Below are 16,924 nucleotides of genomic sequence, written 5' to 3' on the forward strand. Positions count from 1 at the left end.
ATCGACGTGGCATCGATCGACGGAGCGGGCGCCAGGGACCCGCCCTGACGACGGCCGCAGCCGGGGATTTCCCACCGATATCGGGCTTATATGAGATAGACCACTTTCGGGGGCCATAGGCAGGGGCGGTCACCCCGGCCTACAGTCCTGTGGTTTGCGGAGTATTCGGCTCCGCGTCGTCCGGGCCAACCCTCCGCTCCGTACACGACCTGTACGCACACGCAGAGGCCGAGCCGATTCCCCGACTCACAAGGAACCGGGTACATCCACATGGGCACGTTGGAAACCTGGGTCGTCGAGTTCAACGACGTCTTCTGGACATACCTGCTGATTCCGCTGGTCGCTGTCGCCGGCGCCTGGTTCACGCTGCGCTCCAAGGGCGTGCAGATCCGCCTGATTCCGGAAATGCTGCGGGTCGTCAGGGACAAGCCGAAGTCCGGCGTCAGCCCCTTCGGTGCCTTCACCATCTCCGCCGCCGCGCGGATCGGCACCGGCAACATCGCCGGTGTGGCCACCGCGATCACCATGGGCGGCCCCGGAGCCGTCTTCTGGATGTGGATGATGGCCCTGGTGGGCGGAGCCTCGGCGTTCGTCGAGTCGGTCCTGGCCCAGCTGTACAAGGTGCGCGACACCGAGCCCGGTACGTACCGGGGCGGCCCGGCCTACTACATGCAGAAGGCTCTCGGAATGCGCTGGCTCGGCGTGGTCTTCGCCGTGCTGATCACGCTGACGTTCGGGTTCGTGCTGACCGCGGTGCAGTCCAACACGATCACGTTGGCCACGAAGGGCTCCTTCGGCTCGGACTCCTCCTGGTTCAATCCCGTCCTCGGCGTCGTGCTCGCCGTGCTGCTCGCACTCGCGGTGTTCTTCGGCGTGAAGCGCCTGACGGCCGTCACCAAGGTCATCATCCCGGTGATGGCCGCGCTCTACCTGCTGACCGGCCTGGTCATCGTGCTCCTCAACCTCGGCAACGTGCCGAGCATGCTCGGCGACATCATCGGCGGCGCCTTCGGCTTCCGCGAGGTCGCGGGCGGCGCCGTGGGCACGGCGATCCTGCAGGGTGTGCGGCGCGGCATGTTCTCCAACGAGGCGGGCATGGGTTCCGCCCCGAACGCCGCCGCGGCCGCGGAGACCACGCACCCGGTCAAGCAGGGCCTGGTCCAGGCCCTCGGCGTCTACTTCGACACCTTGGTCATCTGCACCATGACCGCCTTCGTGATCCTCTCCGCCAACCCGACCCTCGGTGAGCGCGGCGGCGCGGACGTCACGCAGGCCGCCTTCACCAGCGCGCTCGGCGACTGGGCCGGCCACCTGCTGACCCTGGTGGTCTTCATGGTCGCCTTCAGCTCCATGATCGGTAACTACTACTACGGCGAGTCCAACATCCAGTTCATCACCCGCAGCAAGGGCGTGATGAGCACGTACCGTGCGGTGGTCATCGCCTGCGCCGTCCTCGGCGCGATCGGCTCCGTCCCGCTGGTCTGGAGCCTCGCGGACGTCACGATGGGCGCGATGGCCCTGGTCAACCTGATCGCGATCATCCCCCTCAGCGCGGTCGCCTTCCGCCTCCTCGACGACTACCTGGCCCAGCGCCGCCAAGGGCTCGACCCGGTCTTCCGCAAGGACCAGGTCCAGGGCCTGCGCGGCGAGGTGGAATGCTGGGGCCCGTCGGACCAGGACGCCACACCGCAGGGGCGGATGCCGGTCGGCTCGCACTGACACGGACGCGCCCCGCGCGACCGTACGCATCGAAGGGCGGCATTCCGGGAGGGGTGCCGCCCTCTGGTGTTTCGAGGTCGGGCCCGCATCCCAGGTACCGCATCCAGCCGCGGCGCGAACGTCTCGCGGCGCACAGCGGGAACGGGGGCGACCTCCGCAATCCCTATCCGCTAGGCTGTCAGCGGTCAGTCGACCTCCAGCGCGCCTGCTCGGGAAAGTGTCCTTCCGGACCCCTACCGCGCACCGCCACAGGGTCGCATGACCAGGGCGCTTGCCTCACTCCGCCCGGCATTCCCCTCGGGGTTTCCGGCAAGGTTTTCGGCAAGCTCCGGCCTTCGTAGCTCAGGGGATAGAGCACCGCTCTCCTAAAGCGGGTGTCGCAGGTTCGAATCCTGCCGGGGGCACAACGCGCTACCGCTCCGACCTGGGGTTCCCCCAGGGAGGGCTTCTGCTCGGCCTCGGACTCCTCGTCCGGGGCCGTTTGCGTGAGGGGGGTGCGAGGGGGGATGTGAGGGGGCGTGTGAGCTACGCGGGAGACCGCAGGCGTCGGCTTCCGTCAGCCCCGGGCCTAACGTGGCTCCCCCGCCCCTCCGGCCCCGCGTTCCCGCCGGTCCCGTCCCAGCCCTGCCGTGGCGGAAAAACCGGTGCGGCGCGGCGCTCCCGTGCGGGAGGATCTGCGGCCATGACCTGCCCGCCGCGCATCCTCGTCCTCCCGCCCCGGCTCACCGCCTCCGCCCGCGCGTTGCGTGCAACCGCGCTGCGGCGCGGTCTGCGGATCGTGGAGGCAACGGCCTCCGCGGTACCGGAAGGGCTGGGAAGCCCGGGGTGGGCGAGGTGGGCGGAGGAAGCGGGGTGGCTGGAGGAGGCGGGGCTGACCGCAGGCACCGGGAGGACCGGCAGCACCGAGGACACCGGCAGCACCATGAGCACCGGAAGCACCGAGGGCACCAGGGGCACCGAAGGTGAAGGTGAAGGTGAAGGTCATGCCGTGCATCTGCACGCCGGTCCCTCCTTCGCCGACGTCGTGGCCCCCGCGCTCGGGATCGCGCTCCTGGAGGCCCCCGCCGACTGGCTCGCGCGGCTCCCACGGGCGCTCACCCGGCGGGAGATCCGGGCGATGCCCATCGGCGAGGCGTACCGGCTGCGACGCCCCGCCTTCGTCAAGTCACCCAACGACAAGAGCATTCCGGCGCTCGTGTACGCGGACGGGTCCCGGCTCCCCGGACCGGACGCCGTGGATCCGGCGACCCCGGTGCTGGTGAGCGACGTGATGACGTTCGCCGTCGAGTACCGGCTCCATCTGCTCGACGGGGCCGTCCACACGGCCGGGCAGTACGCCGAGGCCGGCCGGTTGCGGCTCGGGCCGCCGGACGGCGGCGCGCTGGCCTTCGGGCGGGACGTCCTCGCGGCCGCCGCGGAGACCCTGCCGTCCGCGATCGTCGTCGACGTCGGCCGGGACGACGAGGGCCGATGGGCCGTCATCGAAGCCAACGCCGCCTGGGCGAGCGGATGTTATTCGGCCGACCCGGGCCGGGCCCTCGACACGGTCCTCCGCGCCGCCGGACCCGCCACGGACCTGTCATCGCACGACCGCGGCTTCGTGCGGTAGAGCCGCGGCCGGAAGACCGTCAGCTCAGCTCTTCGGGGCAGGGCGTGCCCGGCTGGAGCTGGTACGGGGCCGCCAGCCGGTACACGCCCGGTCGCGGCGCGAGCAGTTCGGTCCACTCGTCGCCGTACGGGCCCTCCTCGACCTTGTTCAGGCAGCCGTGGGTGTTGAGATACGTCTTCGGCGCGGTGTCGTCCAGCTGCGACCGCTCCTTCGACTCCTCGGTCTCCACCGGGCGCTCCACGCTCTTGCCCTCTTCGTCGACGAGGGCAAGCCAGCGGGTGTACGGGATCCGGATCAGCACCCGGCCCGCCGACTTCACCGTGATCGTCAGCTCGTCCGCGCCCGCCCGCTCCACCGTCGCCGGCGGGTCGGCCAGCGGCACGGGGTCCAGCACGCGGAAAAGCTTCCAGTTCGCGTCGCCCCAGATCTCGCGCAGGTAGGGCTGCCCCTGCTCGACCAGCTCCGCCTCCTGGATCGCCCCGTTGTCCGGCCGGTCCTTGGGCAGCACCACGTAGTGCACGGCCCAGCGGTCCAGCCACTCCCGGTAGTTCACCGGGTCGAGCGTGTCGTCGTAGAAGAGCGGGTTGCGCTTCATGTCCGCCTGGCGGTTCCAGCCGCGCGCCAGGTTGACGTACGGGGCGAGCGCCGATGACTCGCGGTGACTGCTCGCGGGCACCACCTCGACCCGGCCGCGCTCCGCCTCCACCTGCTGGAGCTGGTTGATCAGCGGGGCCAGTTCGCGGTTCCAGGACGCGGCGGGCGCGGTACGGACGATGTCGTCGACGCCCTTGAAGCCGATCCAGAAGTTGAGCCCCACGAAGGCCAGGACCAGGGCGTACCAGCGGCGGCTGCGCGGCACCGCGTACGGCAGGGCGGCGAGCAGCACCACCCCGGCGAACAGCATCGCCATGCGCGTGATGTTCGACCCGATCTGCGAGTCGATGACGTACGTGAGCAGCGTGCCGAGCCCGTAGACGGCGGCGGCGGTGCGGACCGTGCTCCAGTCGCGCGGTACGAGGACGTACACGAGGACCGCGAAGATGAACGGCAGCGACAGCGTCCCGAGAGACATCGGCTGCGTACCCGAGAACGGGAACAGCCAGGCGGACAGCCCCACCACGGCCACCGGGGCGAGCCCGATCGCGTACGCGCCGGGGCGCCGTCTGTGGAGGAACAACGCTGCCGCGACGACGCCCAGGAAGAGTCCGGCGACGGGGCTGGACGCGGTGGCGAGCGCGGCGAGCGGGGCGGCGACGGCGGCCTTGGCCCACCGCTTGTACCGCCACCGGTAGGGCCAGCAGAACACCGCGGCCACCGCGCCGACGGCGAACATCATGCCCAGCCCGAAGGTCACCCGGCCCGACAGCGCGTTGCACAGGAACGCGAAGACCCCGGCGAGCGAGCAGGCCAGCGGATTGCGGACGGCCGGGACCCGCACAAGGATCAGCGCGGTCAGCGCGGAGGAGACCGTGCCGACGATCATCATCGTCGTACGGACGCCGAGCAGCGACATCAGGTAGGGCGAGACCACGCTGTACGAGACGGGGTGCATGCCCCCGTACCAGGCCAGGTTGTACGCCGTGCCGGGGTGCCGGCCCACGAACTCGGCCCACGCGTCCTGCGCGGCGATGTCGCCGCCCGTGTTGGCGAAGAAGAAGAACCAGAGCAGGTGGGCGACGGCGGCGGCGGCTGTCGCGATGGTGACGGGGTGCCGCAGCAGTCGGCGGGCCCTGGCGGAAGACGGCCCGGGAGCGGCGCTCGCGGCCCCGGAGGGCTCCGCGTCCACGGAGGAACAAGACCGATCAGGGGTCACGGTGGCATCAGGTTCGGGAGACCCGGGAGCCCCGGGGGAATCGGAAGGATCGGAGCAACCAGGAGAGTCGAGGGAGACCGGAGACCTCACGGGATCCGCGGCATCCGCAGAATCCGCAGAATCCGGGGAATCCAGGCAAACCGGGGAATCAGTGGACTCCGGGACACGGGGGGACGGCACGCGAGCGTGCACGGCGTCGCTCCCGGCCACCCCTGTGGTCTCGTCCGCCTCGCGGCCGGGCTTCGGCTCCGCGGTGGTCACTACGGCTCTCCCCGTCCTCCGCCGGCCCCGTACCTCGTCAAGGACGCGTCCCAGCATCCCTGAGTTGTCCGGGGACGCTAACACGTACCCCCTGCACGTATCTCTGTCATATACGGGGAGGGGCGGCCCACGGCGTCGCCCCTCCCCATCCCCGATCGGGTGTCTCAGCCGATCCGCGTCAGCTTGTCGCCGAAGGCCGGCTCGGTCAGATCGCTCTGCAGCGCCACCGGGGCCGTGACCTTTCCGGTGCCGGTCCCCACGGTCACCATGCCGACCTCGCTCCCGGCCTTCGCGGCCTGGTCGATGCCCTTGCCGTTCTCCGTGACCTCCAGCTCGACCTCCAGGCCGGACCAGCCGACCGCCTTGAGGTTCTTGGTGGCGATCACCGGGGTCTGTCCGCCGAACCCGTTGTCCACGTACCCGACGACATCGCCCTTCTTCACCACCGTCGCCGAGGTGGCGGCCTCCTGCGCGTCCTTGATCAGCTTCAGGCTGTTCTGGAGGGACAGCTCCAGGCTGTCGTAGACCCGGCCGGTACCGGCCTGCTGGCCCATGACCGCTCCGTAGATCCACAGCATCTTGCCGTCGACCTTGGTGTTCGCGGACCAGAGCAGGTTGCCGCCCGCAGGGGTGGAGGACCCGGTCTTGATGCCGCTCACGCCCGGCTGCAGCAAGAGGTTGTTGTTGTTGTAGATCTTGCCGTCTATGCCCTCGATCTCGATCTCGGGCATGTCCACGATCTTCCTGAAGACCTCGTTGCGCATGACCGCCTGCGCCAGCTTCAGCTGGTCGGTGGCGGTGGAGACCGTGGTCTTCTCCAGCCCGCTCGGGTCCGTGTACGTCGACCCGGTCATCCCGAGCTTCTTGGCCTCGGCGTTCATCTTGTCGATGAACGCTTCCTCGGACCCCGCGTCCCAGCGGGCGAGCAGCCGCGCCGCGTTGTTCCCCGAGGGGATCATCAGCAGCTGGAGCATCTGCCGCTGGGTGAGCTTCTGCCCCTTGGTCAGCGGGGCCGTCGACTCGTCGGGCCGCTTGGACTCGTCCTCGGCCTTCTGGTCAACGGTGATCGTCTCACCCTCCTCGTCACCCTTGAGGGGGTGCTCCTGAAGGATCACGTGAGCGGTCATGACCTTCGCGACGCTGGCGATCGGGGCCGGCTTCTGCGCGCCCTCGGAACCGAGCGACCCGACGCCGTCGATCATCACGGCCGACTGCCCCTGGCCCGGCCAGGACAGCTTCGTCTCCCCGCCCTCGAAGGTGTACGTCGGCTTCGCCGTGAGCTCGAGCGAGGGCTCCGGCAGCGGGCGCATCACCTGCACGATCGCAAAGACGATCAACAGGAGGAGTACCAGCGGGGTCCAGATCTTGACCCGTCGGACGGCGGTCCGGACCGGGGTCTCCGGGGGCGGCGGGGTGTTCGTCAGCTCGGCGAGCAGGTCGAGCGGCGGCCTCGGCGGCAGCGGCTGCTGCCGGGTCCGCTCGGCCGCCGCCCAGGACGGGGCGGCGGGCGGCGGGGAGGCCGGAGAGCCGGCATCCGGACGGGGCTCGGCCCCGGGCTCCGGCTTGCGGGGCGCGGGGGCCGGCCGTACGTCGTCGGAACGCAGTGGCACGAACGTGCTCGTGCGCTCGGCCTCGCTCTCGGGCTTGTCCCCGCTCCCGGGCTTGTCCCCGCTCCCGGGCTTGTCCCCGCTACGGGGCTCGCTCCCGGACTTGCTCTCGGACGGGCTCCCGGGCTTGCTCTCGGGCTTGTCCTCGCGCGGCGGGAGCTTCAGCGCGGTCGTCGCCTGATCGACCCGGTCGGCCGCCACAACCGGCTCAACCGGCTCGACCGGCTTGATCGCCTTGAAGATGGCGGTGGGCTGATCGACTCCACGCGGCTCGGAGGTGTCGTCGGCGTCCGGCTCAGGGGTGGAATCCGGTTCGGCCCCGGACCCGGACCCGGGCCCTCGGGCGGTGTCGGACGTCGCGCTGTCCGGGTCGGCGTCGGGCTTCGGCTTGTCGTCGGGCTCACCCTCCGGCTCCGGACCCACGTCCGCCCCGCGCTCCGCTTCCGGCTCCGCTGTCGCGGAAGGCTCGTCCTTGGCGTCGGTCCCGGACTCCGCACCGGACTCCGCACCGGACGTCGTACCGGAGTCCGCACCGGACGTCGTACCGGAGTCCGCACCGGACGTCGTACCGGAGTCCGCGTCGTCCTCGGTGGCCGCCGTCGGCTTGTCCTCGGCCGCGGCGTCGACCCACGCGGCCACCACGTCACGCAGCCGGCCGTCCCCGGCCTCGGGGCCGGGGCCGGAGTCGTCAGCCGTCTCCGCGCCAGGCGCCTCCGCGTCCGTCTCCGGGCTCGTACGGCCCTCGACGGCTCCCGCGCCCGCCGCGGGCGTGGCGGGCTCCCCGGAGGCCGTGGAGGCCTCCACGGGCGCGCTCTGCGGCTCGGACGCGGTCTCCGTCCCGGACTCTGCGCCGGAGCCGGGCTCCGGCTCGGAGGCAGCCGTCGGCCCGGCCTCCGGCTCACGCGCCGCGGAGGAGGATTCCGCCTCGGGCTCACGCGGGGCGGCATCCCCCGGAAGCCGGGGGCGGAACACAGCGGTCGCCGTGTCGGAGGCGGCTCCCGCGTCCACGTCCGTATCGGCGCCCGAGTCCGAGTCCGTGTGCGTGTCCGTCTCCGTGCGCCTGTTCTTGTCCGCGTCCCTGTCGGCGCCAGGGGCACGGAACACGGCGAAGCGCGGGTCGCGTTCCTCCGCAGCCGTCCCCGACGACTTCTGCTGCTCCGTTTTGTCGGGGGACTCGCCCGCCACCGATGCCTCCTCATGCGCTGCGGGGCCACCCCGCGCTGTCCGAACCATCTACCAGTGTCCTGTGTGAACCCCTGGCCGAGCTGCTAGACGAGAACGACATACCTACTGGTTCCCTTACAAAGCAGGCAGGCGCTCTCGACAGACCAATGTGAGAGGGGTCACCCTGTCAGACATCCACGCGGGGAGGCATGGATGGGCAGGAGCCGCAGAACAATCCCGGAGGAGCTTTTGCTGCTCGCTCTGGACCCGGCCACGGGTACCACAGCGCAGCCGCAGTCGCTCGACCTCGGCCTGGCCGGGGCACAGCTAGTGGAGCTGGCTCTGGCAGGACGGATAGCCCCTGACGGGGATCGTATCGCCGTGGTGATGCCACGGCCGACAGGAGATCCGACTCTGGACTCCGCACTGGAGCTGCTGCGCCGTCGTGGCAGCCCGGTTCGGGCGGTCCACTGGATCGGCGGGCCCCGGCTGGGGCTGCGCCAGATCTATCTCGCGCATCTGGAGCGGTGCGGCATGGTTCATGCCGTGGCGGGCCAGATGTGCGGAGTGCTGCCGACGACTCGCTACCAGGCGACGGAGACGGCGATCAGCCGGGACATCAGGACCCGGCTGGACAGTGCGATCCGCACCGGCGTACCGCCGGACCCGCGGACCGCGGCGCTCGCCGCACTGGCCCACGCGGTCGGACTCGGCAAGCACCTGTACCCCGGGAACGAGGGGCGCTCATCGCGCTCCCGGCTCCGGGACCTGATCAGGCACGACCCGATGGGCGGACTCGTGGCGCACGCCGTGATGGACGTCCAGAACGGCGTGGCCGTCCAGCCACGCCGTACGCAGCAGGCAGCGGGTGTTCCGTTGCAGCCGCAAGCACAGGCCCGTCGCGGCAGCATGGCGCACACCGCCGCGAGCTGACCGCACGGACCTGAGAACAGCACACCGCCGTACCGTCGTCAGTCGTCACAGGACACGGTCCGGGAGCCGCACCACGCACGGGGCAGCCGGTAGTCACCATCACCGGCTGCCCCGTGCGCTTGTGCGCCCTCCCGCGCACCGGTGCGTACGCCCCCCGCGCCCCGCGTGTGGCCGTTTCCCAGCGCGGCCGGGGCAAGGGGTGGCAATCTGCTGAGCAGTAGATACGCACAGCTACATAGCCGGAGGTGCCGTTTCCGTGCCGTCCAACGTCAATCCCACTGTCAGGCGACGCAGGTTGGGCCAGGAATTGCGCCGCCTGCGCGAACTCAAAGGTATGACAGCCGAGGAAGTGGCGGAGCGGCTGCTGGTATCGCAGTCGAAGATCAGCCGCCTGGAGAACGGCCGCCGCTCCATCAGCCAGCGCGATGTGCGCGACCTCTGCGGGGTGTACGAGGTCGAGGACCACCGCATCGTCGACTCGCTCATGCAGATGGCGAAGGACTCCCGCCAGCAGGGCTGGTGGCACGCCTTCGGCGACATCCCGTACAGCGTCTACATCGGTCTGGAGACCGACGCGGAGTCGCTGCGGGTGTACGAGCCCCAGATGGTCCCGGGCCTGCTCCAGACCCGCGCGTACGCCGAGGCGTTGATCAGCGGCGCGCTTCCCGAAGCCCCTCCGTCGGACATCGAGAAGCGGGTCAACGTACGGTCGCGGCGGCAGGACCGGGTCAACGCGGCGGAGAACCCGCTGCGGCTCTGGGCCGTGATCGACGAGTCGGCGCTGCGCCGGGTGGTCGGCGACAAGCAGGTGATGATCGACCAGCTGGAACACCTCGTCGAGCAGTCCCACCTGCCGCACGTGACCGTGCAGGTCCTGCCGTTCGACATGGGCGCGCACCCGGGCATCAACGGCCAGTACGCGATCCTGGAGTTCCCCGACGCCGCTGACTCCAGCGTCGTCTACATCGAGGGCGTCACGAGCGATCTCTATCTGGAGAAGGCGAACGACGTGCAGCGCTACAGCGTGATGTACGAGCACCTGCGGGCGCAGGCGCTGAACGTGGAGCAGACCCGGGAGTTCATCAGCAAGATCGCGAAGTCGTACACGAGCTGACGACCCCGCGACGGAACCCAGGGAGCGTTGAGTGGGCGGCGGCGGGATGGTACACCGCCACCCACTCACCACGGAAGGCTTACCAGGGAAAGACCACCTGGTCGAGTGAACGGCCATCTCATGGACGGGGCTTGGCGAGTAGCGTCGATCACGCCAATCGGAATCAGGTTGGTGCGACTCACCCAACTCTCTGAACCGGAGTGAACATGGCAATTCTTCAGGGTGCTACGGACAAGTGGACGAAGTCGTCGTACTCCGGGGGCAACGGCGCGTGCGTCGAGGTCAAGTCCCCGGTCGCTCTGTCCATCGCCGTCCGTGACTCGAAGGCGCCCCAGGGCCCCTCGCTCACCTTCGTCCCCGGTGCGTGGAACGCGTTCGTGCGCGACGTCGCCTCGGGCACGATCAACTCCTGATCACCACATAACCGCTGATCATGCATCATTTCTGATCACGCAGCGCTGATCGCGCATCAGCGACCATGCATGGCAGCACCACCGCACCACCGCACCACCTGATGGGGCCCTCTCGACCGGTTCGCCGTCCTGGCCGAGGGGGCTCGACACGATCCGGCACCACCTCCGGCGTCCCCGCAGCCGATCGACGTACCAGTCCATGCCCGGCACGGTCGGCACGAACGGCGCGACCAGTTCCACCCGCCCGACACCGGTCTCCGCGACCGCAGCGTCCAGGCCACCGAAGCGCTCCTCCCAACAGGCCCGCGGGTCCTCACCGGATCCGGGTGAACACGGCGCTGCCGGGCTGGATATGGGGGGCCGCCGGCGCAGGCGTAGGTACGCCCGGTTCGCCGCGCACTCCGAGGGCGTACCGGAGTCCGAGGTGCTCACCCGGCTCCCCGAGCGGATGGCGCTGCCGGAGCTGGCCACGGACGGGGATGTGACGGAGGCCGTCGCCCTCCTTGCCTCCGACCGGGCCCGGTCGATCACCGGCCCGCCGCTGCTGGTCAGCGCGGGCGAGCTGTTGCGCTGACGCAGAGCCCCGCATGATGCGCCGACACCCACGCCCTGCTCGCAACCGCTCGCACCACCCGCACGGCCAGCAACTCCTCGCGCTACCCGCACTGTTAGCACCGCTCGCCACCACTTGCCACTACTCGCGCACGAGGCGTCCTCCCTCCCGACTTCTCAGCCGCACGGGACCCGCATCCCGTGCGGCCTTCGCGTGTTGCCGCGTACTCCCTGACGTCTCTGCACAGCCTGACGAAGTGCTCGCCCATCGTGTGGTCGCGGTCACGTTCGCGACAACGCCCCACAAGGTCAAGAACAAGCAAAATCGTTCGCCGTGATGACCTCCGTTCACATGCATGACCGTCAGGCTGCCTTGACCGAGGACACGCGCAAGGGGTTCAATCCCCGAAGTCCCCGCTCCCGCACGGGGATGCCGCTGAACGGCCGTACCGGCGAAGTGCGATCCCGTTCACAAGGCGGACCCCTGGAGGGGGACATGAACAGTCTCGACTGGGCTGTACTCATCGGCTACTTCGGCGTGATGGTCGCGATCGGACTCTGGTCGCACAAGCGCGTGGACAACGTCAGCGACTTCTTCACGGCCGGCGGCAAGATGCCGTGGTGGCTGTCGGGCATCTCGCACCACATGTCCGGCTACAGCGCGGTGATGTTCACCGGCTACGCCGGCATCGCGTACCAGTACGGGGTCACGTCCTTCGTGACCTGGTCGCTGCCCATCGCCATCGGCATCTTCATCGGGGCGAAGCTCTTCGCACCCCGGCTGAACCGGCTGCGCTCACGGCTCCACGTCGCCTCGCCACTGGAGTACCTCAAGAACCGCTACAACCTCCAGACCCAGCAGGCGCTCGCCTGGTCGGGACTGCTGCTGAAGATCGTGGACGTCGGCGCCAAATGGGCGGCCATCGCCACCCTGCTGTCCGTGTTCACCGGCCTTTCCATCACCGAGGGCATCCTGATCACCGGCGTCGTCACCGGGATCTACTGCACGGTCGGCGGGTTGTGGGCGGACGCCCTCACCGAACTGGGCCAGTTCATCATCCAGTTGTTCGCCGGACTGGCGATGCTGCTCGCCGTGATGAGCAAGCTCGACGGCTTCTCCACCCTGTGGACGGTCTGGGACAAGCTCCCGGACGGGCACGCGGACCCGACCGCCGGCCCCTACACGGTGACGTTCCTGATGGCGTTCCTGTTCATCAAGACCTTCGAGTACAACGGCGGCATGTGGAACCAGGCCCAGCGGTACATGGCGACCGACTCGGCCGCCTCCGCGACCCGGTCCGCCCGGCTGTCGGCGGTCCTGTGGTTCGTCTGGCCCCTGGTGCTGTTCTTCCCGATGTGGTGCGCCCCGCTGCTGGTCGACGCGCAGAAGCCGGACGCCTCCGACAGCTACGCGCTGATGACCGAACAGCTGTTGCCGCACGGCCTGCTGGGCCTGGTCATCGTCGGTTTCTTCTCCCACACGATGGCCATGTGCTCCTCGGACGCCAACGCCATCGCGGCCGTCTTCACCCGGGACATCGCTCCGGCGCTCTCGAAGGCGGCGCGCGGCTGGAACGAACGCGCCGGACTGATCGCGGCCCGCTGGACCACCGTGGCCTTCCTCGCGCTGTCGATGGCGATCGCGACGCAGATCAACTCCCCCGCGTTCAAGGACATCATCACTGTCGTGATCAAGTGGGTCGCCGGGCTGATGGGCCCGATCGCGATCCCGTTCATGCTGGGTCTGCTGCGCCCGTTCCGGAAGTCCGGGCCGACGGCCGCGCTGGTCAGCTGGGCCTCGGGGCTGTTCGCCTTCTGGCTGGTCAACTACCCGGTCCACTGGGCCGTCGAGGGCGGGGTGCCGCTCCAGTACCAGGTGTCCGTGCCGCTCGCCGTCTCGCTCGTGCTCTACATCCTGATCGGCTTCGTCAAGCCGGAGGACACCCCGGAGCGCGACGCGCTGCTGACCCGGATCAACGAGGGCGACGGGGACGACGGGGACGGTACGGCGACGGCCGCCGTGATCCCCGCCCAGGACGGAGGCCCGGCCCCCGCCCCCCAGCCGCGCGGGTAACCGGCCTGCCCGCCCCCGGCCGCGCGGGTAACCGGCCTGCCCGCCCCCCGGCCGCGCGGCCGGCCGGCCGGCCCTGCCCCTCAGCCGCGCGGGTAGCGGGCCAGCCAGCCCGGGGCGACGGCCGTCGGGCTGTGCAGGGCGGGGCCCTGGGTCATCTCCATCGCGAAGTCGTCGGCCAGTTCGAGGAGCGTGCCCCGCCCCTCCAGCTCCGCGAGCCAGGCCGGCGGCAGCGCGGTCTCGCCGTGCAACACCCCGAGCAGCGCCCCGCAGACCGCCCCGGTGGCACGGGAGGGGCCGCTGTGGTTCACCGCGAGCCGCAGCCCGTGCCGGACGTCCTCGCTGACCAGCGCGCAGTACACGGCCACGGCGAGGACCTCCTCGGCAGCGTCGCTCGCACCCAGCGCCTCGATCAGGGCCGGCCCGGGAATGCCCTGCCGCACCGAGCCGAGGGCCTGCCGCAGGGCCTCGGTCACCGGCTCGTGGCCGGGGCGTTCGGCGAGCAGCGCCAGCACGTTCTGTACGGCCCCGTCCAGGCTCTCGCCCCGCGCCAGCCCGTGCACGAGTACGGCGAAGGCTCCGGCGGCCAGCTGAGCGGCGGGGTGGCCGTGGGACTGGGCCGCGCACTCGACGGCCAGCTGGAGCACGAGCCCCGGCTCCCAGCCCACGAGAAGCCCGAACGGCGCGGACCGGGTGAGCGCGCCCGCGTCCCGGGCGGTGGGGTTCTTCGGCCGGTCGAGGGTGCCCATGACGGGGTCGCCGAAACCGCCCAGGCATTCCCGGGCCGGGGCGCGGCGGGCGTAGAGCCACTCCTCGGCGGCCAGCCAGCCGTTGTCCTCGCGCCGTTCGTCCGGCCCCCAGTCGTGCTGGGTGGCGGCCCAGCGCAGATGGGCCCGGTGCACATCGGTGGGCGGGTGCCAGGCCCCGGTGTCACGGCGGACCTGGGCGCGGATCAGCCCGTCGACGGTGAACAGGGTGAGCTGGGTGAGGGCGGTGACGGCACCGCGCCTGCCGTGCGCGGGGACGTAGTCGGTGACTCCCTCGACCCCGTGGGCGGCGCGGATCTCCTCCAGCACGAGCCCGCTGACCCCGGCCCCGAGCGCGTCCCCGACAGCCCCGCCGAGCAGCGCCCCGCGGACCCGGCTGCGGAAGTCCTGCTGTTCGGCCCGGCCCCAGACCGCCGTGGTCCCTGTGCTCACCCCGCCCCTCCCCGTCACCGCTTGCTCGCCGCGCGGGGCCTCTGCGGGCGACCGCGCAAGCACTGTAATCGAACGGGAACGGGCGGTAGAGGGGGCCGACCCGGGTACGTACGGGTATGACGACGGACGTCCCGCAGGTCGTTTTTGGGCCGGACTGGTACGCCGCGCCTCACCTGTTCCGCAGCCCGTGGGGGGGCGTCGTCAGCTGTCGAGAGACTCCCAGAGCGCAATGAGCTCACGGGCGACCGGATCGGCGCCCGCAGCCAGGATCGGGGACTGCGTGGTGTAGGCGCCCCCGCCCGCTCCCAGCACCGCGCCGCCCCTCTCCCGCACCAGGGCGACGCCCGCCGCCACGTCCCAGGGGCCCGGGCCGAGGCAGACGCAGGCGTCCAGCCAGCCCTCCGCCACCCCCACCAGATCCAGGCTCATCGCACCTTGCAGTCTGATCCGGTGGGCCATGTCGTACAGCCGGCCGATGAGCCGGGCGGAGCGTGGACGGCCGGACCCCGTTCCCGACAGGCCGACCACCGCCGCGGAGAGACTGCGGCTGCCCCGCGTACCTTCGGCCTTCGCTCCACCGGCGCCCGTAGTCCAGCGTCGGCCGAGAGCGGGGGCGTGCACCACACCGAGCACCGGCGTCCCGTCCACCACACAGGCGAGCGACACGGCGTACCCGGGGGCTCCTCGGGTGAAGTTCATCGTGCCGTCGATGGGGTCCAGCAGCCAGCACGTACCGGGTACCGGGCCCGGGCTTGCCGATTCCTCCCCGACGACGGGGATATCCGGAGTGCGGTCCACGAGAACGCGGGTCATCCGCCGCTCCACCTCGATGTCGGCATCGGTGACCTCCTCCCCCGAAGACTTGAACCGCCTGTGCGTCCAGAGCCCGCCCGACCCCTCCCCGGCCAGCCACTCCACCCCGGCGTCCACGGCATCCTCGGCGAAGCGGTGGAGGGTGGCCGCGTCATACAGCGTGTGCCGGGGACTCACAGGGCGGCGACCGGTCGCTCTGCCAACTTCTCCGCATGGGCGCCGTGCTCTCCCATCGTGTAGAAGCTGAGCCGGTCGAAGGTCCACTCCTCGGGCACGCGGGTGCGCTCCGGTGCGGTCCGTACGAGTTCGAGCGCGGTGGCCTCGTCGGTCCGCCCGAGGGTGATGTGGGGTGCGTAGGCGTCGCCGGTGTAGCGGTAGCCGTACCGGGCGAAGCTGACACGTTCGGACTCCGTGAACCTGGAGGTGTCCTTCGAGGTGTCGAACGCCTGCCGGTCGAGGCGGGGGGCAAGTCCGTCGAGGACGACTTCCTGGACCTTCTCCAGCAGCGCGGGCCGTTCGACGGCCATGAACAGCCAGCCGGTCGGCTGGTACACGATGCCGACGGACGCGAGCGACAGCTGCCCGGGCAGGCTCACGGACGCTCCGATCCTCGCCAGTTCCCGCTCGGGGTCCAGATCGTCTTCGAAAGGTCCCTGGAAAACGGTCAGATGGGGCAGGTTGCCGTCCTCGCTCAGTGGCGGTTGCAGCGGGACGTCACCGCCCAGACTCTCTTGCAGCAGGATGGCAGCGCGTGTGTGGTCCGCGCGGGGAAGCAGGGCGACGCCGAGCCACCTGGTCATGGATGAGCTCCTATCTTTGTGATCACGTGCAACGCGGCATCAAGGCCTCTGCGCATGCATACGGACGGCGGCTCGCCGAACAGCCAGCCGGCGATGACCCCGGCGTTGAAGGCGTCACCGCCCCCGGTACGGTCCACGGGCTCCACGGCCGTCGTCGGTTCGCGCACCAGCGCACCGGATGGTGCGGCCCAGAGGGCGCCCTCGGCACCCTGCGTCAGAATCACCTCTCCCGACAGCCGCTCCGCGTAGCGCAGGGCGGTACCGGCGGCGTCCCCCGGCAGGGCACGGGGAAGCCGGCCCGCCTCGTCGGTGTTCATCAGGTTCAGCCCCGGCCCCTCCGCCAGTTCGCTCATGTCCCTGCCGTTCCATTCGACGGAGACGGTACGGCCGGTCCGGCGTGCGAGACCCACGACACGGCCGAGCTCGGGCGTGGGCACTCCAACGACGTGGACATGGTCCACGCCCACCACGTCCGCCTCCGTCACTGCTCGGAACGCCTGCTCGCGGTCGGCACCGGCAAACGTCATCATCCGTTTTCCGGTCCCGGACGAGATCACGATGGCCATACTTGTCCGCAAGGAGGTGTCCACGCGCATCAGCGCCGTGTCCACTCCTCCGTCCCGCAGATCGTCCAGGCACAGGCGGCCCAGCGCATCGTCCCCCACCGCTGACGCCAGCCTCACCTCGCAGCCCTGACGGGCCAGCCCCAGCGCCGTGTTCGCCGCCGACCCACCGGGACGCGCCGCGCAGGCCTCGCCCCGGACCTTCTCGTGCTCCTGAGGGAAGTCCTCCGCCTGCACGATGATGTCGAAATTGGTCCCGCCCAGTACCAGGACACGTTTCTCGCCGGTCACGG

12 protein-coding genes, 1 tRNA gene and 1 pseudogene are annotated in these 16,924 nt (G+C 70.5%); 8 read left to right on the plus strand and 6 right to left on the minus strand.

The annotated features are described in order from the left end of the window. Positions 1-270 precede the first annotated feature (270 nt). The 3 genes from PSQ21_RS13225 (at position 271) to PSQ21_RS13235 (ending at position 3,328) form a co-directional block, all read left to right on the plus strand. Entirely contained in the window at positions 271-1,719 is a 1,449-nt protein-coding gene (locus tag PSQ21_RS13225; RefSeq protein ID WP_274030706.1) for an alanine/glycine:cation symporter family protein, read from the plus strand. Positions 1,720-2,050: 331 nt separating this feature from the next. Then, positions 2,051-2,123 (plus strand) — tRNA-Arg (locus PSQ21_RS13230). 278 nt (positions 2,124-2,401) lie between these two features. Then, a complete protein-coding gene (locus tag PSQ21_RS13235) occupies positions 2,402-3,328 on the plus strand; it encodes an ATP-grasp domain-containing protein (RefSeq protein ID WP_274030707.1) in 927 nt (308 codons plus the stop codon). A 19-nt stretch (positions 3,329-3,347) separates the two neighbouring features. Here the strand turns inward: PSQ21_RS13235 and PSQ21_RS13240 are convergent, their stop codons facing one another. Together PSQ21_RS13240 and PSQ21_RS13245 are read right to left on the minus strand one after the other, a co-directional pair. After that, the gene (locus tag PSQ21_RS13240) at positions 3,348-5,402 is read right to left on the minus strand and encodes an MFS transporter (protein WP_274030708.1); all 2,055 of its coding nucleotides are present in this window, start codon (positions 5,400-5,402) and stop codon (positions 3,348-3,350) included. Positions 5,403-5,566: 164 nt separating this feature from the next. Further along, a complete protein-coding gene (locus tag PSQ21_RS13245; RefSeq protein ID WP_274030709.1) occupies positions 5,567-8,194 on the minus strand; it encodes a serine hydrolase in 2,628 nt (875 codons plus the stop codon). A 192-nt stretch (positions 8,195-8,386) separates the two neighbouring features. Here PSQ21_RS13245 and PSQ21_RS13250 point away from each other — a divergent pair, with 192 nt between their 5' ends. The 5 genes and pseudogenes from PSQ21_RS13250 to PSQ21_RS13270 all read left to right on the plus strand — a co-directional run bounded on the left by PSQ21_RS13250 (position 8,387) and on the right by PSQ21_RS13270 (position 13,259). After that, positions 8,387-9,106, plus strand: coding sequence for a GOLPH3/VPS74 family protein (locus PSQ21_RS13250; protein ID WP_274030710.1), 720 nt, complete (start codon positions 8,387-8,389; stop codon positions 9,104-9,106). A 256-nt stretch (positions 9,107-9,362) separates the two neighbouring features. Continuing rightward, positions 9,363-10,220, plus strand: coding sequence for a helix-turn-helix domain-containing protein (locus PSQ21_RS13255; protein WP_097865652.1), 858 nt, complete (start codon positions 9,363-9,365; stop codon positions 10,218-10,220). A 206-nt stretch (positions 10,221-10,426) separates the two neighbouring features. Further along, positions 10,427-10,633 (plus strand): DUF397 domain-containing protein, encoded by a 207-nt coding sequence (locus PSQ21_RS13260; RefSeq protein ID WP_274030711.1) that lies wholly within the window; start codon positions 10,427-10,429, stop codon positions 10,631-10,633. A 308-nt stretch (positions 10,634-10,941) separates the two neighbouring features. After that, a pseudogene (locus PSQ21_RS13265) lies at positions 10,942-11,207 on the plus strand (SDR family oxidoreductase); the annotation flags it as partial. 474 nt (positions 11,208-11,681) lie between these two features. Then, positions 11,682-13,259 (plus strand): sodium:solute symporter family protein, encoded by a 1,578-nt coding sequence (locus PSQ21_RS13270; protein WP_274030712.1) that lies wholly within the window; start codon positions 11,682-11,684, stop codon positions 13,257-13,259. A gap of 80 nt (positions 13,260-13,339) precedes the next feature. On the opposite strand, the gene PSQ21_RS13275 is transcribed toward PSQ21_RS13270, so the two are convergent. The 4 genes from PSQ21_RS13275 to PSQ21_RS13290 all read right to left on the minus strand — a co-directional run bounded on the left by PSQ21_RS13275 (position 13,340) and on the right by PSQ21_RS13290 (position 16,922). Next, positions 13,340-14,455 (minus strand): ADP-ribosylglycohydrolase family protein, encoded by a 1,116-nt coding sequence (locus PSQ21_RS13275; protein ID WP_274030713.1) that lies wholly within the window; start codon positions 14,453-14,455, stop codon positions 13,340-13,342. A 201-nt stretch (positions 14,456-14,656) separates the two neighbouring features. After that, on the minus strand, positions 14,657-15,445 hold the full coding sequence (locus PSQ21_RS13280) for an inositol monophosphatase family protein (RefSeq protein WP_274030714.1): 789 nt from the start codon (positions 15,443-15,445) through the stop codon (positions 14,657-14,659). Next, positions 15,442-16,068 (minus strand): 2'-5' RNA ligase family protein, encoded by a 627-nt coding sequence (locus tag PSQ21_RS13285; RefSeq protein ID WP_274030715.1) that lies wholly within the window; start codon positions 16,066-16,068, stop codon positions 15,442-15,444. The genes PSQ21_RS13280 and PSQ21_RS13285 overlap by 4 nt, the downstream gene beginning before the upstream one ends. Continuing rightward, the gene (locus PSQ21_RS13290; RefSeq protein ID WP_274030716.1) at positions 16,065-16,922 is read right to left on the minus strand and encodes a carbohydrate kinase family protein; all 858 of its coding nucleotides are present in this window, start codon (positions 16,920-16,922) and stop codon (positions 16,065-16,067) included. Before PSQ21_RS13290 ends, PSQ21_RS13285 begins: the two co-directional genes overlap by 4 nt. Between the last annotated feature and the right edge of the window lie 2 nt (positions 16,923-16,924).

The organism is Streptomyces sp. MMBL 11-1, from assembly GCF_028622875.1.
Taxonomy (GTDB): Bacteria; Actinomycetota; Actinomycetes; order Streptomycetales; family Streptomycetaceae; genus Streptomyces.

Excerpts from the sequence above, each read along its gene's own strand:
- PSQ21_RS13225 (WP_274030706.1), top strand. The coding sequence starts at position 271 with ATGGGCACGTTGGAAACCTGGGTCGTCGAGTTCAACGACGTCTTCTGG.
- PSQ21_RS13235 (WP_274030707.1), top strand. The coding sequence starts at position 2,402 with ATGACCTGCCCGCCGCGCATCCTCGTCCTCCCGCCCCGGCTCACCGCC.
- PSQ21_RS13250 (WP_274030710.1), top strand. The coding sequence starts at position 8,387 with ATGGGCAGGAGCCGCAGAACAATCCCGGAGGAGCTTTTGCTGCTCGCT.
- PSQ21_RS13260 (WP_274030711.1), top strand. The coding sequence starts at position 10,427 with ATGGCAATTCTTCAGGGTGCTACGGACAAGTGGACGAAGTCGTCGTAC.
- PSQ21_RS13270 (WP_274030712.1), top strand. The coding sequence starts at position 11,682 with ATGAACAGTCTCGACTGGGCTGTACTCATCGGCTACTTCGGCGTGATG.
- PSQ21_RS13285 (WP_274030715.1), bottom strand. The coding sequence starts at position 16,068 with ATGACCAGGTGGCTCGGCGTCGCCCTGCTTCCCCGCGCGGACCACACA.